Origin of the sequence: Rhizobium skierniewicense Ch11 (assembly GCF_023757665.1) — a bacterium.
In the GTDB taxonomy this organism is placed as follows: domain Bacteria; phylum Pseudomonadota; class Alphaproteobacteria; order Rhizobiales; family Rhizobiaceae; genus Agrobacterium; species Agrobacterium skierniewicense.
Map to the genome: position 1 here is coordinate 44,241 of NZ_RXPG01000005.1, position 25,882 is coordinate 70,122.

Genomic DNA, 25,882 nt, shown 5'->3' on the forward strand with positions numbered 1-25,882 from the left:
TCAGTCTTTTTATATGGCGTCTACGCCTGTTTCACCCGTACGAATACGGATGACCTCTTCCACGTTGGACACGAAAATCTTTCCGTCACCAATGCGTCCGGTCTGCGCGGCATTGCGAATGGCCTCGATAACGGCATCCGCATTTTCATCCGCAAGCACGACTTCGACTTTTACCTTCGGCAGGAAGTCGACGACGTACTCTGCTCCGCGATAGAGTTCCGTATGGCCTTTTTGACGACCAAAGCCCTTAGCTTCCGTAACCGTTATTCCCTGGAGTCCGACTTCCTGAAGGGCTTCCTTCACTTCGTCGAGCTTAAAAGGCTTAATGATCGCTTCGATCTTTTTCATGAGAAAATATCTCTCCGCTTCTCCCGTTCAAGCGGTCTTTCCGCTCTGCCACAAGAATGCACGTATCGTGCCAGATCGGAAGTCGGTTTGATTAAAAAATCTTTGAAAAAGAGCTGGACACAGCGAAATTTGATGCAGCTTCACTGTTTCCCTGGATAAAAATACTGCGTGTTGTCCACGCAGCAGTCATTTTTTCACGATTTTGCCAAATTTCAGGCCGGTCGCGAGCAGGTGAGTGGATGAAAGGTGCTGGTCAAATTTAATCCAGGTGCATATATTTTATGCAGTCTTAAATGCCTATTTTTCCACCGATTGCCTTTTGTCTGTTTTTGAGCTGAATATGTGGACATGATGTTTTCAGTTCAGCACGCCCTGTTTGATCCAGCCACCATGGCGCACATTGATGCAAGCGCAGAAGCGAGTGGCATTTCCCTTTCATCTCTGATGGAACGGGCAGGGCAGGCCGTCGCAGCTAGCGTTCTCACGCATTACCCACAAGCTTTGCGCTATGTCGCGCTGTGCGGAACCGGCAACAATGGCGGCGATGGCTTTGTCGCAGCGCGGGCCCTGAAGGCAAGCGGTGCCGAGGTTGCCCCTTACGTGTTTGGTGATGTTTCCCGGCTGAAGGGCGCCGCAAGGCAGGCGTTCGATGCCATGGGGATCGCCAGCGAGCCGCTTGGCAGCTACGTGCCACGCTCTGGCGATGTCGTGATCGACGCCATCTTTGGCGCCGGACTTTCGCGGGATGTGCCCGTTGAGGTGGCGGCTGTGATCGATGTTGTCGAGACGGCTTCCATTTCCGTGATCGCCGTTGATCTTCCATCCGGTCTGTGCGGACGGCGCGGGGTGCCGCTTGGACGTTCGTTTCGGGCAGAACGAACCGTTACGTTCATGGCTCGCAAACCGGGTCATGTTCTGATGCCGGGTCGCTCCCTGTGCGGCACGCTTGACGTTTTCAATATCGGTATCCCGCAAAGACTTCTGGAAGCGCATTGTGGCTGCGTCTATGAAAACGGCCCCTTCTTGTGGATGGGATGCTTTCAAAGGGCTGACGAGGACACCCACAAGTTCAAGCGCGGGCATTTGACGGTGTTTTCTGGTCCCTCCCACGCCACGGGTGCGGCCCGAATGGCTGCCATGGCAGGGTTTCGTGCGGGTGCGGGCATCGTCACTGTTGCTGCACCTCAGGACGCCATTGGTGTTTTATCGGCGACGCTCACGGCGGTCATGGTTCAGGGTATCGAAAGCGAAGACGAGCTTTCTGCCTGGCGGGACGACACGCGTCATGGGACTTACATCCTCGGTCCCGGCTTCAGTGATATCGAGCGCGCGCGCCGGTTTGTGTCGCTTCTGAAGGACAAGGCGCTGGTGCTGGATGCCGATGGCATCACAGCCTTCCGGCACGATCCGCAGCAGCTTTTCGATCTCTTCGCCACAGACGCGCCCCGCATTTTGACGCCACATGAGGGTGAGTTCGGGCGGCTTTTTCCCGACATCGCTGCAGACGAAACGCTGAGCAAGATAGAAAAGGCGCAGGCGGCTGCGGAACTCAGCAACGCCGTGATCGTCTACAAGGGCGCTGATACCGTGATTGCCGCGCCGGATGGGCGTGCGACCGTCAACACAAACGCGCCACCTCATCTGGCGACGGCCGGATCTGGAGATGTGCTGGCTGGCATTGCCGGCGGCTTTCTGGCGCAGCAGGTTCCCGCGTTCGAAGCCGCCGCTGCCGCTGTCTGGCTCCACGGTCAAACCGCACAGCGGCTCGGTCCAGGACTGACGGCCGAGGATTTGGCTGCGGCGGTCAGGCCTTTCTCATCTTAGAGCGTTTCCTTGTTAACTGGAAACGTTCTGCCGGAGCAGATTTTCGTCAGGACAAAGGCGATTGGCGAAGGGCATACCCTAAGGTACGGTCGAGCCGATCGCCTTTGTCCTGGCGGAAAGATGCCCGGCCCTCCGGGTTGGTTGAAACGGGCCATCTGCCTGCCCGGACGGCTTGGCCGTATGCTAAGGCTACGCCACGCGCCCTCCGGACAAGCAGTCGATCCCGTTTGAACCAACAGAACTGTTTCCATTTAACAAGGAAACGCTCTAATGCACGGGCTTGCTCTGGTTGGTGATGGCGGCCATGCGGGATGCGTTGACGACAAGCTTGCGTTCAGCGCGTTCCTGCTGTGGTGTGCGATTGTAGATTTCGCGATAACACTTGGAAAAGTGCGATGCGGAAACGAAGCCGCAGGCAACCGCCACTTCCACCACGGGCATGGCGGATTGGACCAGAAGATGGCGTGCCCGGTCCAGCCGGATTTCCAGATAGTAGCGGGCAGGGGAACGCCCCATTTCCTGCCGAAACAGCCGCTCCACCTGTCTGCGTGAAAGATCGGCATCGTCGGCTATGTCGAGCAAAGACAGCGGCTCTGACAGGTTGCTTTCCATCAATTCGATGATCGACAGGACCTTGTCGTTCTGGACACCGAGACGGGCCCGGAGCGGCAGGCGTTGGCGGTCATGCGGATTGCGCACCCGGTCCGTCAGTTGCTGCTCACAGACGCGGTTGACGAGGTTTTCGCCAAAATCCTGGCCAATCAGATTGAGCATCATGTCCAGAGAGGCGGTGCCACCCGCGCAGGTATAGATGTTGCCATCGACCTCATAGAGATCGGCGTAGACTTCGACCTGTGGAAAGGCCTCTGAAAAGCCTGGCAGGTTCTCCCAGTGGATCGCGCAGCGCTTGCCATTCAGCAGTCCCGCCTGGGCAAGCACATGCGCGCCTGTACAGAGACTGCCGACAGCAATGCCCCGATTATGCGCCTCCCGCAGCCATGCGTTGACGGATTTGTTGCTGTATTGCTCGATATCGATGCCGGAACAGATCAACACCATGCTGGGGCGGTTCTCACCGCTGACGGATTTTCGCTCGTCTGCCAGCGATGTGTTGGCCTCCAGTGCAATCCCGCTGGAGGAGGCGACCTTCTGGCCGTCGCTGGAGGCGAGACGCCATTCATAGGCGGCATAACCCAGCATGCGATTGGCGATGCGCAGCGTTTCGACAGCCGCCGTAAAGGGCAGCATGGTGAACTGCGGAACCATGAAGAACACGATAATGCGCTTTTTGGGAGGCGTTTTGCTCACGGCGACCATGCTCCATTGCGGAAACGCAATTCCTTGCTTGGAAATGGTCCGCTGTATATCGCGTTTGCGACACTCTAGGCACAAGATACGACGCGCGCCTGTTGCTGTCAAAAAACTTATTCGGGATACCCTTCGCCGAGGAAGCGATAGCGTGCAGATGTGAGGTGCGCCGGCACTTGGCGCCCGATCTTTTGCATTTTATTAATATTGTTTTCAATTTTTAAGCGCAGTCTCCAGACTTATCGTCCACTTGCGCGTTCTATCGACGTAAACGATGGCGGCGGCTCTGAAATGAAATGCCACCGGGTCGTCTTTTGTTACGGTGTCGGGCTGCCCGAGAATGGCTCTGCTGTTCCTGCCCGGCGCTTTCGAGCGGAGTATTGCGTATGCATGAAGCTTGTCTCACTGTTCTCGTCGTCGAAGACGAGCCGATCATTCGATTTACACTTGTGGATGTGCTGGAAGAGGCGGGCTACCGCGTACTGGAAGCCTCCAACGTGCTGGAAGCCATTGCCGTTATCGGCAAGGTGGATACGATTTCCGCCGTTATCACAGATATCGACATGCCGGGCGGCCTGTCGGGTCTGGATCTGGTGCGGATGTTGTCATCGTGTCAGGAGCAGATTGCCGTGATCGTCACCTCCGGTGGCCATGCGCCCGATGCGCTGGAACTGCCGGATGACGTCCGCTTCTTCAGCAAGCCCTATCATTTCGATGATATCTTTTTTGCACTGCGCGCCGGCGTCGCAGCCAAGACCAAGAGCGTCCGTCGAAAGATCGCTGTGCGGCTGGAGGGCTTACAGCTCAGCCATTGAATGAAAAAAAGCCGGGATTTCTCCCGGCGTTTCCTTTTGTCTCCGCAACCGCAGGATCAGGCAGCGCGCAACAGCACCATGGCACGACCTTCGACCGAGTGGGTCTCTCCATTTGCGATCTTGTCGGCGTTCGCATCCGGCTCGGCGGTCGTCAATTCCGTCATCCAGCCGTGCTCGGCGTCCGGCAGCTTGAACTCCACCACCCCGTCATGCGGGTTGAAGAGTATCAGCACATCACGCCATTCGTCCGCATCGCCGTTGTCGTCGCCTCGCGACAGGCGAAGACCGAGCGAGGTGCTGCCTGGATCTTCCCACTGCGCCTGAGTCTGCTCTCCGCCGCCCGGGTTCAGCCAGGTGATGTGCGTGCCGTCGCGCCAGTTCTCACGACGCAGCACCGAGTGGTTCTGGCGCAGCTCGATCAGCTTTTTCGTAAAGTTGCGCAGTGTCTCTGCACTTTCCGGCAGATTTTCCCAGTGGACCCAGCTCAGTTCGCTGTCCTGGCAGTAACCATTGTTGTTGCCCATCTGGCTGCGACCGAATTCGTCACCAGCCAGCAGCATAGGCGTACCGTGGGAGAGGAGAAGGGTTGCGAGGAAGTTGCGCTTCTGGCGGTCACGCACGGCGATGATGCCTTCGTCTTCCGTCGGACCTTCTACGCCGTAGTTGTAGCTTCGGTTGTGGTCGTGGCCGTCCTTGTTGTCTTCGCCATTCGCTTCGTTGTGCTTCTCATTGTAGGAAACGACGTCGTTCAGCGTGAAACCGTCATGCGCGGTGATGAAGTTGACGCTTGACCACGGTCTGCGGCCACGCAGATCATAGACATCGCCAGAACCCAGAACGCGCGCGGCGAAGTCGCCAGCGGTGCCGTCCTCGTCCTTCCAGTATTCGCGCACGGTGTCGCGGTACTTGTCATTCCACTCTGCCCAGCCGGGTGGGAAGCCGCCGACCTGATAACCGCCGGGACCGATATCCCATGGTTCGCCGACCAGCTTCAGCCTGGAGAGAACAGGGTCCTGACCCACGGCATCGAAAAAGCCGCTGCGCTGATCGAAGCCTTCCGGCTCGCGGCCAAGAATTGTGCCCAGATCAAAGCGGAAGCCGTCGATGTGCATGTCTTCGGCCCAGTAACGTAGCGAGTCTGTCACCATCTGGAGAACACGCGGATGCGATGTGTTGACCGTGTTTCCCGTGCCGGTGTCGTTGATATAGTAGCGCGGCTGGTCGGGCATGGTGCGGTAGTAGGAGAAGTTGTCGATACCCTTGAACGAAAGGGTCGGTCCAAGCTCGTTGCCTTCTGCCGTGTGGTTGTAGACCACGTCGAGGATGACTTCGATCCCGCCGTCATGGAAGGCGCGAACCATATCGCGGAAACCCGCCATGCCCTTTGGGCCATAATAGCGTGAGGCAGGCGAGAAGAAGCCGAGGGAATTGTAGCCCCAGAAATTCTTCAGGCCCTTGTCCAGCAGATGCGAATCATCTGGGAAGGAGTGGATGGGCAGCAGCTCGACGGAGGTCACTCCGAGGCTCTTGATGTACTCGACAATCTGCTTGTCGCCGAGACCTTCATAGGTTCCGCGTAGATTTTCAGCGATGCCGGGGTGGAGTTGCGTGAAACCCTTGACGTGGGTCTCGTAGAAAATCGTTTTCGACCACGGCACATTCGGCTTCTGGTCTCCCGACCAGTCATAGTCCGACGGATCGATGACGCGGCACTTCGGCATTTTCGCCGCACTGTCGCTGTCGTTGAAGGACAGGTCTTTTTCCTCTGCATCCAGAATATAGCCGAACTGCTCGGGACCCCACGCGATATCGCCGACGAGTTCGCGGGCGTATGGATCGACCAGCAGCTTGTTGGGATTGAAGCGGTGTCCGTTCTCCGGGTCGTAAGGGCCGTGAACGCGATAGCCATAGAGTGCTCCGGGCTTCAAGCCGGGAATGAAACCGTGCCAGATTTCGTTGGTGAATTCGGGCAGGGTGATGCGTTCGATTTCGTTTTTACCGCTTTCGTCGAAAAGGCACAATTCGACGCGCTCTGCGTGGGCGCTGAAAATGGCGAAGTTGACGCCATCGCCGTCGAAATTCGCGCCAAGGCGGGTAAAGTCGCCGGGCAGAATGCTGGAACCGAACTGGGCCATAAATATCCTCATGCTTGATAGGTGCGTGGGGAAATGTGGCGGCGGGGTATTTGTTCCGCACTGCAAAAAAATGGCTCGCAGAGAGTGTCGTGCGAGCCATTCAAAGCGGGTTGGAAACGGGTGCTATCGACGAACGATCCGCGTCTTCGTTGTGTCTGTGGTTGGCCATCCAATATCCTTGAGCGTGTCTGTCGGTAGGGCTTCAAGGGCGCGCAGGTTCTGCTTGCGACGCCATGCGGTTTGTAGCGCCAGCACGCGCTCGGAAATCCGCGACAGCAACCTCTGGGTGAGCAACCTTCCCCTTGCGGGGCCTGGGCTTTGGTGAACGATCATCGTCATTTTGATACTCCTTTCATGCTCCGTATTCTGCTTCGACATCGCCGGTATGCGCCTGGAATATTCATCAATCAATTGAATGATTTTCATGTCATTGATGACGAAAACTTATGCGTTTCTGGTGAGAAATTCGGCGATTTTCTCGTGCGCTTCCGGCTACGTTTTTGAGGATGCGGCCTTGTTGACATTCAATCAAACGAAATGATATCCATCTATTGATCAGAAAAATTGAAGGCATGTGCCATGACAGTTTCCTTCCGCCAGCCTTTGCCCCTGCTGGACAATGACATCCTGCGGACGTTTGTTGCGATTGCAGAAACAGGCAATTTTTCGACGGCTGCCGAAGTGGTGTTCCGAACCCCGTCAGCCGTGTCCATGCAGATCAAGAAGCTGGAAGAGCAACTCAAGACCACCCTGTTCCTGCGTGACGCGCGTTCCGTCACATTGACAGCTCATGGCGAGACGCTGCTAACCTATGCGCGGAGGATGATCGCTTTGTCCAATGAGGCGGTCGCGCGTTTTGTGATGCCTGAGCTGTCGGGCGTGGTGCGCCTTGGCGCGCCTGAGGATATTGGAGAGCGTGGGCTGCTGCCCGGCATCCTCAAGCGCTTTGCCGATGCGTTTCCGGCCATCATGGTGGACGTGGTGATCGATTCCAGTTCGCAGCTTTACAGGCGTATGGACGAGCAGCGGCTGGACCTCGCGCTCGTCAATTGCGCGTCGCTGCCGCTTCGTACCAGCGGAGAGGTTTTGATGCGCGAACGCCTGGTTTGGGCCGGCGCCAAATGTGGTACGGCCCATTTGCGCGATCCCATCCCCATTTCGATATGGGAGGATGGCTGCATCTGGCGCTCCGAAGCCACGTCATCGCTCGAAAAGCAGAACCGTCCTTATCGGGTGGCTTACCTCAGCGGCCATACGATGGCGCAGAAGGCGGCCATCGAAGCGGATCTGGCGGTCGCCCCGTTACCGCGTTCCTATGTGCAGAACAACATGGTGATCCTGGGTGAGAAGGATGGAATGCCGGAGCTTGGCTGCTTCGATATCCGCCTCATCGTTGCCGACAAGCCGACGCGTCCCGTGCAGGCGGTGGCCGATAGCATTCGCAACGCGTTCAAGGAATTTGCGCAGCCCGTTTAACGCGCTGATTTTTTTTTGACACGCTACGGAACCGCTTTGACTTACCTGCGTTTTCAGCGCGCTAATTCAGTTGTCTTTTGCGCCCATGCGCAGACTTTAAGGGGAGTTTCCATATGTCCACACGTTTCTTCGCAACCACTGCCGCCGTTCTTATTGCTCTCGTCTCCCTTTCTTCCTGCGGCAACACGATCCGCGGCGTTGGCAAGGACGTTGCAGGCACTGTAGATGGCACGCAGGCTGCTGGACAGAGCGTGGATCGCGCAGCGCGCCGTTAATATTGTTTCTGGTTCAATCTTAAGAACCGAATGAAAAGGCCGACGCCAACCCGTCGGCTTTTTTGTTGTGACGCTTGGCAAAGATGACTCGTCTTTGCCCTTCCGGTCACAAGGCCATATTCTCGTCCCGATCAAGCGGTCTATCGCTCGACAGCCGAACATGATCGACGTTGGGACCATATGCTCAGACTCATCCGATATCTGCTGGCGGCTTTGTTGCCGACGAGCGCCAGCGCCGCGTCTTTGCCGGACTTTTGCCAGTCGCTGGACCACATGGGCGCCCGCTATACCGTGTGTCGCTTTGACCCTACGAAAAGCGACATCCGGCTTTACCACTGGGATTATGTTTCATCGAAACCCTATGGCTCGTTCGATGCTTTGTCTTCGGCACTATGGCGCCAGCACAGCTTCGTTACCTTTGCGATGAATGCCGGGATGTACCACCGCGATCTGTCGCCGGTCGGGCTGTTCGTCGATCACGGTGTGGAGACCGCGCCCATCAGCACCGGCGGCGGCTGGGGCAATTTCCATATGCAGCCGAATGGGGTGTTCTTCATGAAGGGCAAACAGGCAGGAGTGCTGGAAACCAGCGCATACCTCAACGCCAACGTGTCACCGGACTTCGCCACCCAGTCCGGCCCTATGCTGGTGATCGACGGAAAGCTTCATCCGCGATTTCTTCCCGAAAGCGACAGTTTGAACACCCGCAATGGGGTGGGCGTATCTGAGGATGGCATCGTGCATTTCGCAATTTCGGAAGATCCGGTGCGGTTTTACGATTTTGCGACCCTGTTTCGTGACAAACTGCACGTGGCCAATGCGCTTTATTTCGATGGCAGCATTTCAAGCGTCGATATTCCCGCCGCAAAACGTCGCGACGGTTGGTCTGATCTGGGGCCGATCGTTGCTGTTGTCGAGCGAGTGCCGGACTAAAGTCATTCCCCTATAGCGGCGCTTTCGGATAGGCTTTTTCCAAGCCGCCGGATTTTGAGAGGCCGGTGCGGAATGCCGAAAATGCGGCGTGCTGACTGCTCTTCGACACTTCGTGAAGGCGGATCTGCAAACGCGCTGGGGCATTCTCGCCGAACCATTCGCCGCATTTTTCCAGCTTCAGAGAGTTGAGGAAGCGCGCTTGTGCCTGCTGGTCGAGAAACAGACGCAAACCTTCCAGCAGGTTTTCGTCCTGCACTGCGTTCTCCAGAAGCAATGTCAGCCAGGCGTGATCTTCCGCACCCCAGCTAGAAATTTTCGTCGCGACCGTGTCACGGTCAGGGAAAGAAGATGGGGTCGCCTGCATTGTGTCACCACTCCAGCTTTTGATGTTTGCCGGATATTCCAGTTGCGCAGCCGGTTCAATACGACCGACGCAGGTTTGGTGAAAAAGCCTTTATTTCGGCAAGCTTATACACAGCTCAGCGTTCACTGGTGAACCAAAGCTGACCAAGTTTACACTTTGGACCAAATTGAGACAGGGGGATTTGAGGCGGTGTGTCGGAAAGAACTGATAAGCCATTGTTTTTTATTACACCTATGCGTGGGATGAATAGCAGGTCGCCGGATTCGCCTTCCTTTAGCCGTTTTTTGCATTTGCGTTTGTCACAAGTTTTTAATAAATGCTTCATCCACTGGCTGACGCATGAGCGGCTTGAGAGTAACACGCTGGAGTAATCATGGACGAAACCGCACAGAAATCCTGCTGGGCCGTAACATTTCGCGCACTTGCAGGTTTTGCCGCCTTTCTCGCATTGACCTACGTATTTGGTAGCCCGTAACAATCTCTCATAGACACTTTAGACTGTTCAGCACGGTTCCCCACAGGACCGTGCTGTTTTCGTTTACGCCGAACACATGTCGCGCTCAGCCTACTCCATGCCTATTTTGATATGGCGCATTTTTCCGGTTCAGATAGACTGAGGCCATAAGTCTATACATAGGGCAGGCAGATATGTTTCTTTCGGTTTTCGACGTGTTCAAGATCGGTATTGGACCGTCCAGTTCGCATACGATGGGACCGATGTCTGCCGCGAACAGATTTCTCGAAACCCTGCTGTCCAACGATTGGCCGCGACCTTCGAATGCCGTCGTGTCTGCCATCAAGGTCAGTCTGCATGGCTCTCTTGCCTTCACCGGCATCGGCCATGGTTCAGGACGCGCGGTTGTGCTGGGTCTGATGGGCGAACAGCCTGATCAGGTCGATCCCGACGCGATGGACGGGTTGATCGCCACGGTCGAATCCACGGGTCGCGTTTCGCCTGCGGGCCACCCGAGCTACGCCTTCCGACCTGCCGAAGACCTCGTATTCGACAAGAAGAACCCGTTGCCCGGCCATGCCAATGGCATGAGTTTTTCCGGCTATGACAATCAGGGCCGTATGCTGCTCAAGCGCATCTATTATTCTGTTGGCGGCGGTTTTGTTGTCACCGACACAGAGCTTGACGCCATGCGTCAGCGGGGCAAGACCGTTGATACTGGCCCCAGGGTTCCCTATCCCTTCGCCACCGCCAGGGCGATGCTGGACATGGCCGAGCGGTCGGGGCGCACCATCGCGCAGATGAAGCGTGCCAATGAAGAAACGGTGATGTCGCGCCAGCAACTGGACGACAGGCTGGACGTGATCTGGGAAGCGATGAACGGCTGCATCGAGCGCGGACTGAAGGGCGAGGGCATCATGCCGGGTGGCCTGAAGGTCAAGCGCCGCGCGCGCTCCATCCACGACAAGCTGAATGCCGAATGGCGCAGCAACCGCCTCAATCCCCTTCTGGCCAATGACTGGCTGAGCGTCTACGCGATGGCGGTCAACGAGGAGAATGCGTCCGGCGGTCGTGTCGTCACGGCGCCCACCAATGGGGCGGCGGGTGTGATACCGGCGACGGTCAAATATTTCCGCCATTTTCATGAGGATGCGAGCGTCGAGGATATCAGGGACTTTCTGCTGACGGCTGCGGCCGTTGGCGGCATCATCAAGCACAACGCTTCTATCTCGGGCGCCGAAGTCGGCTGTCAGGGGGAGGTGGGTTCCGCTGCGGCCATGGCGGCTGCGGGTCTGGCCGCTGTTATGGGTGGGTCACCGGCGCAGGTGGAGAATGCGGCCGAAATTGCGTTGGAGCACCACCTTGGCATGACGTGCGACCCGATCGCCGGTCTGGTTCAGGTGCCGTGCATCGAGCGTAACGCCCTTGGTGCGGTCAAGGCCGTCACGGCTGCATCTCTGGCGCTGAAAGGTGATGGCTCGCATTTCGTCCCTTTGGATGCCTGTATCGAAACCATGCGCCAGACCGGCAACGACATGAGCGAGAAATACAAGGAGACCTCGACGGGTGGCCTTGCCGTGAATGTCGTGGAATGTTGATCCGCGCCGACCAGCTTTGCAGTCTAGGCGCTTGACGCAAGGCCTGAAACCGCATTGATAGCGGCATGTCTTTACATCTCATCAAGCTCTGTGTTGGCGCTGACACGATCGAGGATTTGCGCGGTTGGGTCTCCCAACGCTCTCTTCTGGCCATAGCGGCGGGCATGGAGCCACACAGCGTTCACACCACCCGTATGTTCCCAAAACGGGCAGAGGAGCTGCTGGATGGTGGCTCGCTCTACTGGGTCATCAAGGGCCAGGTTCAGGCGCGCCAGAAAATTCTCGATATCAAATCCTTCAAGGGCGATGACGGTATCAGCCGCTGCGATCTCGTGCTTGGGCCGGAGGTAATCGAAACGTCGCCTGCACCCAAGCGACCCTTTCAGGGCTGGCGATATCTGAAGGATGAGGAAGCCCCGCGTGATCTGGGCGGTGGCGGTCTTTCCGACGAAATGCCATCCGATCTTCGCCGGGAACTGGCCGAACTCGGACTGCTCTAAGCGAACGTCCTCTGATGAATTTCAGGCAAAAAAAAGCCGGTTCCGGGGCGGGGAACCGGCTCTTGGAGCGATCACATCAAGAACTGGGTGACGTGATTGTCCAATGGAAAGGTCGCGTCGCGGGGAGACCGCTCGTCGCCTTATTCGTTGATGGCTGCAACAGCGTTGACGGCGCGGCCATCCTGTATCTTGACCCAACGGCCCGGGTTGTTGCTGTCCTGACGCTTCAGGTAGGTATATTCGGTCTCAGACCAGTCGATGACCTTGTTGCGAAGATTATCGAGGATGAAATCGCCACGGTCGGTACGCACGGTCAAAACCGCATGGCCCGCTCCGTTTGGCTGCAAAACGACTGTGATCAGGAGGTCGGACGGTGAGATGCCCTTGTTCATCAGCATCTTGCGCTTCAGCAAAACATAGTCTTCGCAATCCCCAGCGGTTGTGGGATAAGCCCAGCGCTCTTCTACGCCATAGACTTCCAGGTCCGTCATCGGGGTGATCGTCGTGTTGGCAGTGTAGTTGACGTCGAGGATCATCTGCCAGTTCTGTTCCGTCAGCTTCAGAGGGCCACGGTCCGCAGATGTCGGCTGGCATTCGCTCTGATATGTCTGACAAAATTCGTAATGACCAATGGGTGGGTTGGCCTTGCCCATGATGCGCATGCTAGCGGCTGGCGAAGCGTGAGCCTGTGTCGAAAAGGCGCCGAAGATCAGTGCCGCAATCATGAAACCGAAACGGTTGATGTTTTTCATTTTCTTGTCTCCCCGTTGTGAGGAGGACAATGCCAGCGATATTTTGAGCGCTCGGAAATAACGGTGCTCAAATTCGACGCAAAATTTAGGGAAAACAGAGCTTTATTTTAACTTTACTTGATAGGAAATCGATTCAAATTTTATCGTTCCATTCAGGAATTTCAGCCTGATTATCTTGTAACTCATTGAAATAAATGAGATCGTGACCGTGGTCAGTTAACGGGACGAGCCCCGCTGAACAGATATGGTTTATTTAAACCCTTCTTTGACTATACTGAGACCAGCAAAATGGTCATGAAAAGGCCTGAAAAGCAATTTTTAGGTGCAAATTTCTATCTATGAGGGCTATTAAATCGCGGTTTTCGGCGGATTATTTCGTTCTTTTTTTGATTTTTCCTGATTTTTTCGGGAAGCTTCAGGTATCGAACCTATGGCCTGTCCGGTAACCCTGCCAGCCTGCAGAACCGGAGCCCGTCGCGACCGGGATTTCGCACACAAAAAAACCGGCAGACGCGGAGTGCGTTGCCGGTTGCGATCGGTTGGATGTATGTTTTAGAGAAATTCGATCAGTGCATCGCGTGACTGTACGGAATCGAATTCAACGGCCACACCTTCCATGAAGTGGCGAACGATCCGGCCGGCCATGTTGCCCAGACGCACGTCAGTCCCAAGTGCGGGACGGATCTCGAGTTCCACCGCGGCACCGGACAGCGAAAGGTCGATGATGCGGCAGGGCACAATGGTGCCATCGCTGAATGTCAGGTCGGCGCTTGGATGGCGCGGCGTCAGACGGTCGTGTCGGCGGTCTTCCGGTAGGCCCAGTGCCTGACGCTTGGCAATCCATGCCAATTGCGCCGCCAGCTTTTCGCGCTTTCGCTCAGTCGCCATGATCGAGATGGTAAAACCATCCGCCGTCAGCGCCTGAACGATGCCTTCGATCCGGCCAATATGTTGAAGATAGGCAATGATGCGGTCGCCGTTGCGTGGACGCACGAAGCAGGTAATGCGTGCCGTCTCGGCCGTCATCTCATTGGCGGTGCAGTCATACTCTTCGTGTGAGGGTACCATCAGTCTTCCCGACAGCCCAACAGTCACGACTTCGGCGGCAGGCGTTTCCGCAGGCCGGGAGGCAAAGGCGACAGTTGTTGAGCGGGATGAAAACATGAGCTTCACTATGGGTTTGCGATGATCCTCATCCTTTACATGCCCCGAGTTAACAGTCCGTTCCCTTGGTGAGCATCAATACCTGTATAAGGTCTCATAGTGAGACGCCGCCGTAACGCGTGCCTGCCTTATCGAGATTGCTGGAGAGAAGTCGCGGAAATTGCGGCTCCAGCAGGCGGCTGCGCGTCAGCGACAGTGGCTGAAACGGCTGGCCGAAATCGGCCAATGGCGGATCCGACACCAGAGCGCCCAGCAAGCGGGCGGGAAAGTGCGGCTCGGCCTGCAGCGGCAAAAGCAGCATTTCGAATTCCTGGCGCAGATGGCCGCTCTCGCTTTCAGCTTCGATGTCGAACAGAACGGGCCGTTCGTTCTGCATCACCCCGCTGGCGATACGGCAGGCATCTCCAGATTGATCCGCTTGCCAGAGGGCTGAAAACGCGGTTTCACGCAGCTCACGTCCAAAAAGATTGTAAAGTCGTGTTCCTGTCAGCCGAAAGACGGGTGAACCGTCGTTGCTGTCGGTCAGCACGAACAGGTCTGGAAGCAGATGGCGTATGTGTGAGGGATCAATTTCGCTTCGCAGCGGTGCAGCGCGGTTGCCGCGCAGGGCATCCCAATAAGCGTAAATATCGATACTCGTATTCGTCTTCATGACTTCAATCTCCGTACCCGCGGGATATCTGTATCTTTTCGATACAGGCAGTGCCCTCATTTGCGGTGGTAAGAGAGGACGGAGCGATTTCCGTGCCAAGCCGTACGTCCGTGAACGCCAGGGCGTGTTTTGCCTCGGTCAACCATCTGTCCCGACAGTGCTTCTTTTTCCCGCTTCGTTCCTATATTGCTCGCAGGAGACAACGCGGAACGGCTTGGGAAGAGAGTTTCATTCATGACGCATCACGACACTGGCCCATCGGAAACCGATGAGGTCCATCAGCCAGCACCGCCTCAGAAAACCCCGGTTTTCAACCTGCCTGGTGTTCTCGTCGCAATTCTCGGCGTCCTGATCGCGGTCCATGTCATCTCGACATATCTTCTGTCTGAAGACGCTTATGGTTGGTTCCTCTACACCTTCGGTTTCATCCCGCTTCGTTATGCCGTGCCATTGTCGCAGCAAGGTCTGGAGTGGCTGTGGACGCCGATCACCTATTCGTTTTTGCATGGCGGTATCGAGCACATTCTGTTCAACGGGCTGTGGCTGATGGCGTTTGGTGCCCCCGTTCTGCGCCGTATCGGCACATTGCGTTTCATTTTGCTCTGGTGCGTGTCTTCAGCCGTCGCCGCCTTCGGACATGCTTTTCTAAATTGGGGTGATGTCACGGTTCTCATCGGTGCATCCGGTGTCGTCTCCGCGCTGATGGGGGCCGCATGCCGGTTCGCTTTTCCCGCCAATGGGGGGCGCTATCACCCGGCCATTGGCCACAGATTGCCACGTCAGGGCATTGTCGAGGCGCTCACCAACCGGACGGTTCTCATCTTCACGCTGATGTGGTTGTTCGGTAACGTGTTGATCGCCGTTGGCATCCCTCTTTTTGGAGATGTAGGCGGCGAGGTGGCCTGGGATGCCCATATCTTTGGTTTCCTGCTTGGCTTTCTCTTCTTTGCGCTGTTTGACCGCAAGGATGCCGTGCGCGCCTGAGCCTTTGGGACTTCACTCAATCTATTGAACGTTCTGTGTCCGTGGAAACATATTGCTTTCCACCGATCGCTGGCGCACCATTGATCGTGTAAGGTAAGCGCGCCTGTGAGGAGACACGGCGCGCGCTTCAAAATACCTGTCATTGCGGAGGAAGCCATGCCGATATTTGTGAAAGAACTTCTCGATCTCAAGGGCCGTGATGTCATAACCGTCAGGCCGGATCTGTCACTCGGGGAGGCGGCGGTTACCCTGCACGAAAACCGCATCGGCGCTGTTGTCGTCACCGATGATCATGGCGCGATTCTTGGAATCTTCACGGAGCGTGATATCGTCAAGGCCATCGCGACGCACGCCTCCGCAGCGCTCGAGGCCAGGGTTTCCGAGGTGATGACCAAAAACGTCACCCGTTGTCACGAGGGCTCCAGCACAGACGACCTGATGGAATTGATGACCGGCGGTCGGTTTCGCCATCTGCCAGTAGAAGCCGATGGCCGCCTCGTCGGCATCATCTCGATCGGTGACGTGGTGAAGGCCCGTATCGGCGAAATTGAAGCGGAAGCCGAGCATATCAAGGCTTACATCGCTGGGTAGAGCGCGCAACGATCACGTCAGTTGCAGGTATCAGCGCTGGAAAACCTGCTGCATTCTCTGCAGTTCCGGAATCCGCGAGCGTGTCTCCTCGTAGCCGCGCTCGATGGATTCGGCGGCGCGGTGAAATTCGGAGAGCCCGATATGGTTGATACGTGGATGCAGCGTCAGATCCGGTGGATCACCCGCAAGGCGCGAACGCGAAATTCGGTCCTGAATGATGTTGAACGCCTGTACCATGACACCGGGCAATCCAACCCGTGACGATGGCTCGACGGTCGGCTTGCGGCCCGTGTCGACGCTGCCTGTGCCGGCACCATGCTTGACGACGGCCGAGCGGCCGAAAATATCGTAGTTCAGGTTCACGGCGACCACCACTGTCTGCTCGTAGGCCCGGCACACGGAAACAGGCACGGGGTTGACCAGTGCGCCATCGATCAGAGTCCTGCCATTGCACCGAACCGGCTCGAAGATACCGGGCAGGGCGTAGGAGGCGCGCAACGCGGTGATCAGGTCGCCCTGATGCACCCATACTTCATGACCGGTCTTCAGTTCGGTCGCAACGGCGATGAAGGGATGCTCGAGATCCTCGATGGTGAGACCGACCAGATGTTCCTGCATGCGCTTGGTCAGCCGCATGCCGCCGAACAGTCCACCGCCACCAATCGTCAGGTCCAGTAGCCCGGCAATGCGACGCAATGTCAGGGATCGGGCAAAGTCTTCGAGTTCGTCCAGCTTGCCCGCCAGGTAGCATCCGCCCACCAGCGCACCGATGGAGGTGCCCGCGATCATCCCGATCTTGACGCCTGCTTCATCCAGTGCACGCAGAACGCCAATATGGGCCCATCCGCGCGCCGCGCCACCGCCGAGGGCAAGTGCGATGCGGCCAGGGGGAACCGAAGGGACCGGAGAGGAGGCTGGTTGCGCGATCTTTTCCAAAGACGTGACCGCCGCCGGATTATCACGGTTTGAACCCCATCCCAACATCGGTACCACTCCCAGGCAAATCTACGAAATCGTAATCTACCCGGAGACTTCCTATAATATTCGTAACAAAATGAGACGAAATGAAAAATTAGTCTTGGCGGGAGGGCTCTGATGCGTAGGTGATCGCGGGATCGAAATGGCGTTTATCGTCCGTGATGGTGGTCACGGCTTGCCCATTGTCCAGCGTCACCGTGCGATAGAAGCAGGAGCGACGACCTGTGTGGCACGTGGCATCGTGGCCCGCGACCGAGACCTTGAGCCAGATCGCATCCTGATCGCAATCGGTGCGCATCTCGCGCACGGTTTGGAGATTGCCGGAGGTTTCGCCCTTTTTCCAGATTTTGTCGCGCGAACGACTGTAATAATGCGCGATGCCGGTTTCCAGCGTCAGCGCTACGGCCTGCGCATTCATATGCGCAACCATCAACAATTCGCCGTCTTTCAAATCCGTCACGACGGCAGTGACGAGGCCATGAGCATCGAATTTCGGGGTGAAGGCACCGGCTGCCTCAAGCTCGTGCTTATCGCCAGAAGCGGGCGGAAATGTCAGCGCCATGGGAACCTCGACAGTTCGTGGGAGCGGTCGCCGCGGGGACACGACCATGAGCAGGATGGATGTCGGGCGGCGAAACGATGTGTTCAGCCGCCCGTATCGAAACTGGTATTAGCGGCTATAAACCATGGACATGAAGCGAGCTTGCTGGGCAGCTTCCGACTTGAATGTGCCGGTGAAGCTGGTCGTCAGCGTGGTCGACCCCTGCTTCTGCACGCCACGCATGGACATGCACATGTGTTCTGCATCGATCATCACGGCCACACCGCGCGGCTTCAGCTTGCTTTCGATGGCGTTGGCGATCTGCGCCGTCATCGTTTCCTGCGTCTGCAAACGGCGACCGAAGATTTCGACGACGCGGGCGATCTTGGAAAGGCCCAGCACGCGACCTTCCGGCAGGTAGGCGACATGCGCTTTACCAATGATCGGAACCATGTGGTGTTCACAGTGGGAATAAAAGGGAATGTCACGCACCAGAATGATGTCGTCGTAACCGCCGACTTCTTCGAATGTCGTGCCCAGCACGTCGTTGGCATCCAGCGCGTAGCCGCTGAACAGTTCGCGGTAGGATTTTGCTACGCGCTTTGGCGTGTCGAGCAGGCCTTCACGGTCGGGATTGTCGCCCGCCCAGCGCAGCAAAACGCGCACGGCATCTTCAGCTTCGGCCTGCGTAGGGCGCTCGGCGGAAATACCGTCCTGAGCACCCGCACCGGGGAAATTCTTCACGATTGCATCCATCTTTTGATCTCCGATGCAGTTCAAGGCTGCATCTGAATATGGGTTACGGCTCCAATTACAACGCGCCGCGCGTGCTATCTGGTTGTTTTCAGGCAATAATGCAAGCCTGAGGTCACGAATTTGGCATGCGATAAATGATCACACCTTGATGACGTAGGCGTCTCATAACATATAAAGATGACAAGTGGCAGAAAAGTGCTGCCTTGGTTGACGAGGTGTTTGAAAAACCAATCCTGCCCACACGGATCATCACATGGACGATATCTACAACGACCGAATTCTGGAGTTTGCTGGTAATATTCCGCTCACCGGCGATATGCCGGATGCGCATGCCAGCGCTCAGAAACACTCCAAGCTGTGCGGCTCCAAGGTCAAGGTTTACGTGAAGCTCACCCATGGTGTTGTCACGGATTTCTCCCATGAGGTGCGTGCCTGCGCCCTGGGGCAGGCCTCTTCGTCCATCATGGCCCGCCATGTCGTAGGCGCCACGAGCGATCAAATCCGAACGGCACGCGCCGACATGCTTGCCATGCTGACGGCAGGCGGTGAGGGGCCGGGCGGCAGGTTCGAGGATATGCGTGTTTTGAAACCGGTGAAGGACTACAAAGCCCGCCACGCCTCTACCATGCTCACATTCGACGCGATCTGCGACTGTCTCGACCAGATCGAGGCAGAGCAGCGTCTTCCGGCTTAAGCCGTGTGTAACGAGCCGCACTGCCAGCACCCTGACAGGACGCCGAAAACTCGCAACTGGTCCGGCTCCTTTCGCAAAACCCCGGGACGCCTTCTCGGGATGGGCCTCATCCGTTTCTACCAGCTGGCATTCTCAGGCTTCATCGGTAATTCCTGCCGCCACATTCCCACCTGCTCCGAATATGGCTATGAGGCCTTTGCCCGCCACGGTTTCTGGGCCGGTGGCTGGATGACCCTGTTTCGCGTCGCCCGCTGCGGACCGGGTGGCACCAGCGGGCTTGATCCCGTCGCGGAACAGCTGGGCGCACGGCAGAAGTGGTACATGCCCTGGCGGTATCTTCGTTCTCATTCTGGCCAGCAATGAGCCTTTACCCTTCTGGCGAACGCGTTTAAACAGTCGCCTCGATCAGTCACGATCGATCGACCGATTTTACATGAAACCACCCGCATTCGTTGGCGGGACTGGACAGGAGAAGTATGATGTCAGACGCCATTTCCCTCACATTTCCCGATGGCTCCGTTCGCCAGTATGCACAAGGCACGACCGGGCGCGATGTGGCCGAATCCATTTCCAAGTCGCTTGCCAAGAAGGCCGTCGCGATTGCGCTGGATGGCACTGTGCGCGACCTTTCCGAAACCATTGTCGATGGCAAGATCGAGATCGTCACCCGAGACGATAGCCGCGCGCTGGAGCTGATCCGTCACGATGCGGCCCACGTGATGGCGGAAGCCGTGCAAGAATTGTGGCCCGGTACGCAAGTCACGATCGGCCCCGTGATCGAAAACGGCTTTTATTACGACTTTGCCAAGAACGAGCCCTTCACGCCGGACGATCTGCCGAAGATCGAAAAGAAGATGAAGGAGATCATCGGTCGGTCCAAGCCGTTCACACGCGAAATCTGGTCCCGTGAAAAGGCGAAAGAAGTCTTCGCTGCCAAGGGTGAGCAATACAAGGTCGAACTTGTGGATGCGATCCCCGAGGGGCAGGACCTCAAGATTTATTATCAGGGTGACTGGTTCGATCTTTGCCGGGGTCCTCACATGGCCAACACCGGGCAGATCGGCACGGCCTTCAAGCTGATGAAGGTTGCCGGTGCCTATTGGCGTGGCGATAGCAACAACCCGATGCTGACGCGCATCTACGGCACCGCATGGGCTACGCAGGAAGAGCTGGATCAGTATCTCCACATTCTGGCCGAAGCCGAAAAGCGCGATCACCGCAAGCTCGGTCGCGAGATGGACCTGTTCCATTTTCAGGAAGAAGGCCCTGGCGTCGTCTTCTGGCACGGCAAGGGCTGGCGCATGTTCCAGACCCTGACGGCCTATATGCGCCGGCAGTTGGAAGGTACCTATCAGGAGGTCAATGCACCGCAGGTGCTGGATGCTTCCTTGTGGGAAACCTCCGGTCACTGGGGCTGGTATCAGGAAAACATGTTCGCCGTGAAATCGGCCTGTGCGTTCACTCACCCGAAGGATGAGGAAGCGGATAACCGCGTCTTCGCGCTGAAGCCAATGAACTGCCCGGGTCATGTTCAAATCTTCAAGCATGGGTTGAAGTCTTACCGGGAATTGCCTGTTCGCCTTGCGGAATTCGGCAACGTTCATCGCTACGAAGCCTCCGGCGCGCTGCATGGCTTGATGCGTGTTCGCGGCTTCACACAGGATGACGCGCACGTCTTCTGCACGGAAGAGCAGATGGCGGCGGAATGCCTGCGCATCAACGATCTCATCCTGTCGGTCTACAAGGATTTCGGTTTCGACGAAATCGTCGTCAAGCTGTCTACGCGCCCAGAAAAGCGCGTCGGCTCCGACGAGGTCTGGGACCGCGCCGAAAGCGTGATGACCGATGTGCTGAAATCCATCGAATCCCAGTCCGAGGGTCGTATCAAGACCGATATTCTGCCGGGCGAGGGTGCGTTCTACGGTCCGAAGTTTGAGTACACGCTGAAGGATGCCATTGGTCGCGAATGGCAGTGCGGCACAACGCAGGTGGATTTCAATCTGCCTGAACGCTTTGGTGCCTTCTACATCGATCAAGCCTCCGAAAAGCGCCAGCCGGTGATGATCCACCGCGCCATCTGCGGCTCGATGGAACGGTTCCTCGGGATTCTCATCGAGAATTTCGCCGGTCACATGCCGCTGTGGTTCGCACCGCAGCAGGTCGTCGTCGCCACCATCACCTCAGACGCCGATGATTATGGTCGCGAAGTCGCCGAAGCGCTACGCGACGCGGGTCTTTCGGTCGAAACCGATTTCCGCAACGAGAAGATCAACTACAAGGTCCGCGAACACTCGGTCACCAAGGTCCCGGTCATCATCGTTTGCGGCAAAAAGGAAGCTGAAGAGCGCACAGTCAACATCCGCCGCCTCGGCTCGCAGGCGCAGACCTCCTACGCGCTGGACGAGGCGATCGCCAATCTTGTGGAGGAGGCGACACCACCGGACGTTAAGCGCAAGCGTGCGGCAAAGGCTGCCAAGGCAAAAGCTGCTTAACGTATTCAAAACGCGTTCTCCTTCACCCTCGGAAAGACATTTCCGGGGGTGTTTTTTTTCCAATCTGTATTACAATGAAATACAAGTTCCAGGAGGATGACCCATGAAGCAGGCGCTTTCCAATCCTATCACGTTACGAATGCCAGAGGATGTGCTAACGGAAATCGAAAAGATTGCCGAAACGACCGAGCGGTCTCGAAGCTGGGTCATTGTTCGTGCTCTCAAGACATATCTCCTGAACGAGGGAGCTGATATTCTCGCTGTGAAGCGGGGGCGGGAGGAGATTGAGGATGGAGAGTACGAAGACCTCGACGCTGTCGTTGCGGACTTGAAGAGAACCGCATCTGAAAAGGCCGCCTGATGCGCGTGATCATTTCGCGTTCGGCTGCGGCATATTTGCGAAATGAAGTTCAATACCTCAAAAGCAGAAATCCCATTGCAGCCACACGCTTCATTCAGGCAATCGCAGAGGCAAGGCGAAATATCGAGATATTTCCAGATATCGGACAGGAAAATAACAATCTTCCTGTCGCCGGATGCAAGACTTGGGTTTTCGGTGATTATCTCATGGACTACATGCGAAAAGTCGATGTTATCGAGATTGTCGCTGTTCGCCATGGCCGCATGCGGCCGTTGGTTCCCGGTCTAGATCCGGATGACGATTCTGAATGAGGTCGCCGACGTCACTCGAAATCACCCGTCGTCTCTTCCGGGGCCTGGTCCTTCATCAACACTTCAACATCTGAGTCGTTGCCCGCAGCCACTTTGAAGTTGCGCTGGTAGACCTTGTCCTTGTTGCGGGCGATGGCTGTGTATTCGCCGTCGGCCAGAACCATCGTGGAGAAAGCGCTCACGCTTTCGTTGACGAGGTCACCCGAGCCTGTGAGTACCGACCAGGCTGTATCGGCAATCGCTTCGCCACCATGTTCCGACACCAGCTTCAGCGTTACCTGTGCGGCACGGTGCTGAAGCGTCGCTTCCGTCAGCTTGCCCGCCTCGACCTGAATATCGGCGCGGACGACCGCGTTGACGCCGCCATATTCGGAGACGACATGGTAGGTCCCGGCGTTGAGCCGCACGATGGTGTTGGGTTTGACATCGGACATCACGAGACGGCGTTCACCATCCTCCTGCGTATCCGGTGAATAGATCGAAAATTTGAGTTGGCCCGGCGAAATCCGTTTGTCGGTTCCGGCCACGGCGTTCAGTACGAAGCCACCGGCATCGAGAATCAGCACCTGCTTGTCGATCTTGCCACTGGCGGGAACGCTGACCTTCTTGGTCACGCCTGCACGTCCGAACGACACATTGATGAAGTAGTCACCGGGTGTCAGGTGGAATTCCGCCGGGCCGCCATCCGAACTCGCCAACATCGGCAACTTCCCGTCCGGGCCGGGTATGGGGCTGAACACGCGCCATGCGAGCCCCTCCATCATCGGCTCTCCGTCATTGGTCAGCTTGGCTTCCATGGTGATGTCGCGGGAGTTGGATTGTGGGGCGTCGGGGGCAGCGGGTGCCGTGAAAGCGTTGAGCTTTGGCATCTTCTGCGTTCCGCCAAGCTGTTTGAAATCCTTGAAGGCGTCCTGAGAGAACGCGGCACCACTCGGCAAGACGACCAAAACGGCTGCCATACAAACACTTGCCGCAATTTTGATGGATGTCATTACGCTCAACCGGATTGACTTCTTGTTTTTCTGGGACCACTTCAAACGCAATGCCGTGGCGATTTCAAGGCCCCTGATTTGATATGTATGATAATGGAACGGTTCTGATATGAAAGACAATATCACCCTCATCGATTACCTGAATGTTCGCCGGTCCACGCCAGCGCCGCAGCTGACCGAGCCGGGCCCGGATCGCGCAGAGATCGAAGAGATATTGCGCCTGACAGTCCGCGTTCCCGACCACGGCAAGATCGCGCCATGGCGCTTCATCGTCTACCGGGGCGAAGAGCGCGAGCGGCTGGGCAACGCTGCCTTGAAGCGCGCACTCGAAAAAACACCTGACCTCAGCGCCGAATATCAGGAGGTCGAGCGCACCCGCTTCACCCGCGCACCTCTTGTTGTCGCTGTTGTCAGCACGGCTGCGCCGCATGTCAAAATTCCCGAATGGGAGCAGGTCATGTCCGTCGGTGCAGTTTGCCTCAACATGCTGTTTGCGGCCAACGCCAAGGGCTATGCCGCCAACTGGCTGACGGAATGGGTGTCCTACGACGAAGCACTCTTCCCCGCGCTAGGGGTCAATCCGGGCGAAAAAATCGCGGGCTTCATCCACATTGGGTCAACGACGTTTCCGCCGGTCGAACGCCCGCGTCCGCAACTCTCTGACGTCGTGACATGGGTGGGCGAAGCCTGATGTTCTACACCACCGATACCAATCGGCATGGCCTGTCGCATGATCCATTCAAGGCCATTGTCGCGCCACGGCCTATCGGCTGGATCGGGTCCAAGGGAAAGGACGGATCGCTCAATCTTGCGCCGTATTCTTTCTTCAATGCGGTGGCGGATGTCCCCAAGCTCATCATGTTTTCGTCCAGCGGCCATAAGCATAGCGTGCGCAATGTCGAGGAAAGCGGTGTGTTTACCGCCAATCTCGTCAGCCGGCACCTTGTGGACAAGATGAACGCATCCTCCGCGCCTGTCGCATATGGTGTCAACGAATTCGAGCTTGCCGGGCTCACGCCGAAACAGGGGGAACTTGTGGATGCACCCTATGTCGCGGAGGCCTATGCCGCTCTGGAGTGCCGCGTCACGCAGATCATGCGCCCCGTGGATGTCGATGGCGTGGAGGCTGATTCCTGGATTGTCTTCGGGCAGGTCGTCGGCATTCATCTGGATGAAGCCGTCATCGACAATGGTCGTATAGACATGACACGGGCACGCCCCGTGGCGCGCATGGGCTACATGGATTATTGCGACGGCGGCGTTGACGTCTTCCAGCTCAAGCGGCCCGGTTCGTGAGATGCGTCTTTCCGGATTGTTAAAAGATATGGTGAACCAATCGTAAACCTTTTGCTCCTAGTGTCGGTACTCTAGGGGCAGGGGTCGGATTCGCATTGGGATCACGCCTGTTCCAGACCAGTCGGAATTGTCTGTTTTTGGGGCGCAGGGTGATCGTACAAGCATTTCTTCGTTGGTCGGAAAAAGCTGGATCGCGTGATCGCACCAAGGCGGCCAGCGTACTTGCGCAGGCTTATCTGCAATCCCGCCTGCCGCAGGATCGTTACGATAGCGCCTATGATGCGATGACCTATCTACTGGATGATCCGTCCCCGAAGGTGCGCCTCGCCCTCGCAGAACAGCTAGCCTACGCGCCCGATGCACCCCGCGCCATTGTCTTCGCGCTCGCGGAAGATCAGCCCGAAATCGCCTGCCTTGTCATTATCCATTCGCCTGTGCTGCGGGAAACCGATCTGGTCGATCTGGCCGGAAACGGCACGGCCATGACACGCGCCATGATTGCCGCGCGCCCGTACCTTGCTGCGGGCGCCTGTGCGGCGCTGGCCGAACTCGGCGGTGTTCTCGAACTCTCCATTCTGCTCGAAAACCGCAGCGCCTGTATCACGCCCTTTGCTCTACGACGAATTGCCGAGCGGCATGTGGATGATGCTGAGATCCGAGACCTTCTTCTGCACCATGACGATCTGCCCGCCGATGTGCGCTACAGCATGGTCGGCCATATCGGTGCGGCGCTAGCGGCATGCGATCTCGTCGGCAACGTCATACCCGCGGGTCGTCTTCAAAGTGTCATTCGGGATGCCTCTGACGCGGCAACGGTGATGATTGCCGGCGATGTCGCCAGGGAAGATATGCCGATGATGGTCGAACATCTTCGGGAGCAGGCGGGGCTTACACCTGCCTTTCTGATGAGTGCATTGTGCTCTGGAAAACTCGATTTCTTTGCCGAATCGATCTCCAATCTGTCGGGTCTGGACAGCCACCGGGTGCGCTCCATTCTGGCCACAGGACGACATCATGCGCTGAAGGCCCTGTTCCAATCGACAGGCCTTTTCGGTGCAGTGCTGAACATCTTCATGGAGGCGACGCTTTTGTGGCGGAATGCTGCGGACACGCCTTATGCGGACACCATCATGGAGCTGTCGTCGGGGTTGATGGCAAAATTTGCGCATGTTGACGGCGATGCTGCCATGCGCGAATTGCTGCATATGGTGGAAAAACTGCACATGCTGCAACAGCGCAATCGCGCCCGGGCCTTGGCGAGCGACTTGGTTGCGCAGGCCGCGTAGAG

29 protein-coding genes are annotated in these 25,882 nt (G+C 57.0%); 17 read left to right on the top strand and 12 right to left on the bottom strand.

Going from position 1 to position 25,882, the window contains the following annotated elements:
- Positions 1-9: 9 nt before the first annotated feature.
- On the bottom strand, positions 10-348 hold the full coding sequence (locus tag EKM04_RS03590; protein WP_007753933.1) for a P-II family nitrogen regulator: 339 nt from the start codon (positions 346-348) through the stop codon (positions 10-12).
- A 348-nt stretch (positions 349-696) separates the two neighbouring features.
- On the opposite strand from EKM04_RS03590, the gene EKM04_RS03595 reads away from it, so the two are divergent.
- Positions 697-2,172 carry an NAD(P)H-hydrate dehydratase gene (locus EKM04_RS03595; RefSeq protein ID WP_183897206.1) on the top strand — a complete coding sequence of 492 codons (1,476 nt, stop codon included), beginning with the start codon at positions 697-699 and terminating at the stop codon, positions 2,170-2,172.
- A gap of 267 nt (positions 2,173-2,439) precedes the next feature.
- Here the strand turns inward: EKM04_RS03595 and EKM04_RS03600 are convergent, their stop codons facing one another.
- Complete coding sequence (locus EKM04_RS03600; RefSeq protein ID WP_412762988.1) at positions 2,440-3,438, bottom strand: GlxA family transcriptional regulator; 999 nt, start codon at positions 3,436-3,438, stop codon at positions 2,440-2,442.
- 428 nt (positions 3,439-3,866) lie between these two features.
- Between EKM04_RS03600 and EKM04_RS03605 the strand changes: the two genes are divergently transcribed.
- Positions 3,867-4,295, top strand: a complete 429-nt coding sequence (locus EKM04_RS03605) for a response regulator (protein WP_183897208.1) — start codon at positions 3,867-3,869, stop codon at positions 4,293-4,295.
- A 56-nt stretch (positions 4,296-4,351) separates the two neighbouring features.
- Here EKM04_RS03605 and glgX read toward each other — a convergent pair whose 3' ends face one another.
- Together glgX and EKM04_RS03615 are read right to left on the bottom strand one after the other, a co-directional pair.
- Positions 4,352-6,430, bottom strand: a complete 2,079-nt coding sequence (gene glgX / locus EKM04_RS03610) for a glycogen debranching protein GlgX (protein ID WP_183897209.1) — start codon at positions 6,428-6,430, stop codon at positions 4,352-4,354.
- A 123-nt stretch (positions 6,431-6,553) separates the two neighbouring features.
- Positions 6,554-6,769 (bottom strand): hypothetical protein, encoded by a 216-nt coding sequence (locus tag EKM04_RS03615; protein ID WP_183897274.1) that lies wholly within the window; start codon positions 6,767-6,769, stop codon positions 6,554-6,556.
- A 240-nt stretch (positions 6,770-7,009) separates the two neighbouring features.
- Between EKM04_RS03615 and EKM04_RS03620 the strand changes: the two genes are divergently transcribed.
- The 3 genes from EKM04_RS03620 (at position 7,010) to EKM04_RS03630 (ending at position 9,114) form a co-directional block, all read left to right on the top strand.
- A complete protein-coding gene (locus tag EKM04_RS03620) occupies positions 7,010-7,906 on the top strand; it encodes a LysR family transcriptional regulator (RefSeq protein ID WP_183897210.1) in 897 nt (298 codons plus the stop codon).
- Positions 7,907-8,019: 113 nt separating this feature from the next.
- Positions 8,020-8,181, top strand: coding sequence for an entericidin domain-containing protein (locus EKM04_RS03625; RefSeq protein ID WP_174153288.1), 162 nt, complete (start codon positions 8,020-8,022; stop codon positions 8,179-8,181).
- A gap of 180 nt (positions 8,182-8,361) precedes the next feature.
- The gene (locus EKM04_RS03630) at positions 8,362-9,114 is read left to right on the top strand and encodes a phosphodiester glycosidase family protein (RefSeq protein WP_183897211.1); all 753 of its coding nucleotides are present in this window, start codon (positions 8,362-8,364) and stop codon (positions 9,112-9,114) included.
- A gap of 10 nt (positions 9,115-9,124) precedes the next feature.
- On the opposite strand, the gene EKM04_RS03635 is transcribed toward EKM04_RS03630, so the two are convergent.
- The gene (locus tag EKM04_RS03635; RefSeq protein ID WP_174153286.1) at positions 9,125-9,478 is read right to left on the bottom strand and encodes a hypothetical protein; all 354 of its coding nucleotides are present in this window, start codon (positions 9,476-9,478) and stop codon (positions 9,125-9,127) included.
- Between the two features lie 648 nt (positions 9,479-10,126).
- Here EKM04_RS03635 and EKM04_RS03640 point away from each other — a divergent pair.
- Together EKM04_RS03640 and EKM04_RS03645 are read left to right on the top strand one after the other, a co-directional pair.
- Entirely contained in the window at positions 10,127-11,530 is a 1,404-nt protein-coding gene (locus tag EKM04_RS03640) for an L-serine ammonia-lyase (RefSeq protein ID WP_183897212.1), read from the top strand.
- Positions 11,531-11,595: 65 nt separating this feature from the next.
- On the top strand, positions 11,596-12,030 hold the full coding sequence (locus EKM04_RS03645) for a DUF1489 family protein (protein WP_183897213.1): 435 nt from the start codon (positions 11,596-11,598) through the stop codon (positions 12,028-12,030).
- Between the two features lie 140 nt (positions 12,031-12,170).
- On the opposite strand, the gene EKM04_RS03650 is transcribed toward EKM04_RS03645, so the two are convergent.
- From EKM04_RS03650 to EKM04_RS03660, 3 genes are all read right to left on the bottom strand, one after another.
- Positions 12,171-12,782, bottom strand: coding sequence for a transglutaminase-like cysteine peptidase (locus tag EKM04_RS03650; RefSeq protein ID WP_174153283.1), 612 nt, complete (start codon positions 12,780-12,782; stop codon positions 12,171-12,173).
- 552 nt (positions 12,783-13,334) lie between these two features.
- Positions 13,335-13,946, bottom strand: a complete 612-nt coding sequence (locus tag EKM04_RS03655; RefSeq protein WP_174153281.1) for a PilZ domain-containing protein — start codon at positions 13,944-13,946, stop codon at positions 13,335-13,337.
- A gap of 94 nt (positions 13,947-14,040) precedes the next feature.
- On the bottom strand, positions 14,041-14,598 hold the full coding sequence (locus EKM04_RS03660; protein WP_183897214.1) for a PAS domain-containing protein: 558 nt from the start codon (positions 14,596-14,598) through the stop codon (positions 14,041-14,043).
- A 234-nt stretch (positions 14,599-14,832) separates the two neighbouring features.
- On the opposite strand from EKM04_RS03660, the gene EKM04_RS03665 reads away from it, so the two are divergent.
- Both EKM04_RS03665 and EKM04_RS03670 read left to right on the top strand, forming a co-directional pair.
- Positions 14,833-15,582, top strand: a complete 750-nt coding sequence (locus EKM04_RS03665) for a rhomboid family intramembrane serine protease (RefSeq protein WP_174153279.1) — start codon at positions 14,833-14,835, stop codon at positions 15,580-15,582.
- A 156-nt stretch (positions 15,583-15,738) separates the two neighbouring features.
- Complete coding sequence (locus EKM04_RS03670; RefSeq protein WP_183897215.1) at positions 15,739-16,173, top strand: CBS domain-containing protein; 435 nt, start codon at positions 15,739-15,741, stop codon at positions 16,171-16,173.
- Between the two features lie 30 nt (positions 16,174-16,203).
- On the opposite strand, the gene EKM04_RS03675 is transcribed toward EKM04_RS03670, so the two are convergent.
- The 3 genes from EKM04_RS03675 to folE form a co-directional block, all read right to left on the bottom strand.
- The gene (locus EKM04_RS03675) at positions 16,204-17,157 is read right to left on the bottom strand and encodes a patatin-like phospholipase family protein (protein WP_183897216.1); all 954 of its coding nucleotides are present in this window, start codon (positions 17,155-17,157) and stop codon (positions 16,204-16,206) included.
- Positions 17,158-17,245: 88 nt separating this feature from the next.
- Entirely contained in the window at positions 17,246-17,713 is a 468-nt protein-coding gene (gene hisI, locus EKM04_RS03680) for a phosphoribosyl-AMP cyclohydrolase (RefSeq protein WP_183897217.1), read from the bottom strand.
- A gap of 108 nt (positions 17,714-17,821) precedes the next feature.
- On the bottom strand, positions 17,822-18,448 hold the full coding sequence (gene folE, locus EKM04_RS03685) for a GTP cyclohydrolase I FolE (protein WP_174153275.1): 627 nt from the start codon (positions 18,446-18,448) through the stop codon (positions 17,822-17,824).
- Between the two features lie 253 nt (positions 18,449-18,701).
- On the opposite strand from folE, the gene EKM04_RS03690 reads away from it, so the two are divergent.
- The 5 genes from EKM04_RS03690 to EKM04_RS03710 all read left to right on the top strand — a co-directional run bounded on the left by EKM04_RS03690 (position 18,702) and on the right by EKM04_RS03710 (position 22,306).
- Positions 18,702-19,142 carry an iron-sulfur cluster assembly scaffold protein gene (locus tag EKM04_RS03690; protein WP_183897218.1) on the top strand — a complete coding sequence of 147 codons (441 nt, stop codon included), beginning with the start codon at positions 18,702-18,704 and terminating at the stop codon, positions 19,140-19,142.
- Positions 19,143-19,145: 3 nt separating this feature from the next.
- Entirely contained in the window at positions 19,146-19,505 is a 360-nt protein-coding gene (gene yidD, locus EKM04_RS03695; RefSeq protein ID WP_183897219.1) for a membrane protein insertion efficiency factor YidD, read from the top strand.
- 116 nt (positions 19,506-19,621) lie between these two features.
- Positions 19,622-21,634 (top strand): threonine--tRNA ligase, encoded by a 2,013-nt coding sequence (gene thrS / locus EKM04_RS03700; RefSeq protein WP_183897220.1) that lies wholly within the window; start codon positions 19,622-19,624, stop codon positions 21,632-21,634.
- A gap of 103 nt (positions 21,635-21,737) precedes the next feature.
- Positions 21,738-21,995, top strand: a complete 258-nt coding sequence (locus EKM04_RS03705; RefSeq protein ID WP_174153271.1) for a CopG family ribbon-helix-helix protein — start codon at positions 21,738-21,740, stop codon at positions 21,993-21,995.
- Complete coding sequence (locus tag EKM04_RS03710; RefSeq protein WP_183897221.1) at positions 21,995-22,306, top strand: type II toxin-antitoxin system RelE/ParE family toxin; 312 nt, start codon at positions 21,995-21,997, stop codon at positions 22,304-22,306. Before EKM04_RS03705 ends, EKM04_RS03710 begins: the two co-directional genes overlap by 1 nt.
- A gap of 11 nt (positions 22,307-22,317) precedes the next feature.
- On the opposite strand, the gene EKM04_RS03715 is transcribed toward EKM04_RS03710, so the two are convergent.
- Positions 22,318-23,298 carry an RgsD C-terminal domain-containing protein gene (locus EKM04_RS03715; protein ID WP_183897222.1) on the bottom strand — a complete coding sequence of 327 codons (981 nt, stop codon included), beginning with the start codon at positions 23,296-23,298 and terminating at the stop codon, positions 22,318-22,320.
- A 109-nt stretch (positions 23,299-23,407) separates the two neighbouring features.
- On the opposite strand from EKM04_RS03715, the gene EKM04_RS03720 reads away from it, so the two are divergent.
- The 3 genes from EKM04_RS03720 to EKM04_RS03730 all read left to right on the top strand — a co-directional run bounded on the left by EKM04_RS03720 (position 23,408) and on the right by EKM04_RS03730 (position 25,880).
- Positions 23,408-23,989, top strand: a complete 582-nt coding sequence (locus EKM04_RS03720) for a nitroreductase family protein (protein WP_183897223.1) — start codon at positions 23,408-23,410, stop codon at positions 23,987-23,989.
- The gene (locus EKM04_RS03725; RefSeq protein ID WP_183897224.1) at positions 23,989-24,594 is read left to right on the top strand and encodes a flavin reductase family protein; all 606 of its coding nucleotides are present in this window, start codon (positions 23,989-23,991) and stop codon (positions 24,592-24,594) included. The genes EKM04_RS03720 and EKM04_RS03725 overlap by 1 nt, the downstream gene beginning before the upstream one ends.
- 149 nt (positions 24,595-24,743) lie before the next feature.
- Positions 24,744-25,880 (top strand): DUF2336 domain-containing protein, encoded by a 1,137-nt coding sequence (locus EKM04_RS03730; RefSeq protein WP_183897225.1) that lies wholly within the window; start codon positions 24,744-24,746, stop codon positions 25,878-25,880.
- Positions 25,881-25,882 lie beyond the last annotated feature (2 nt).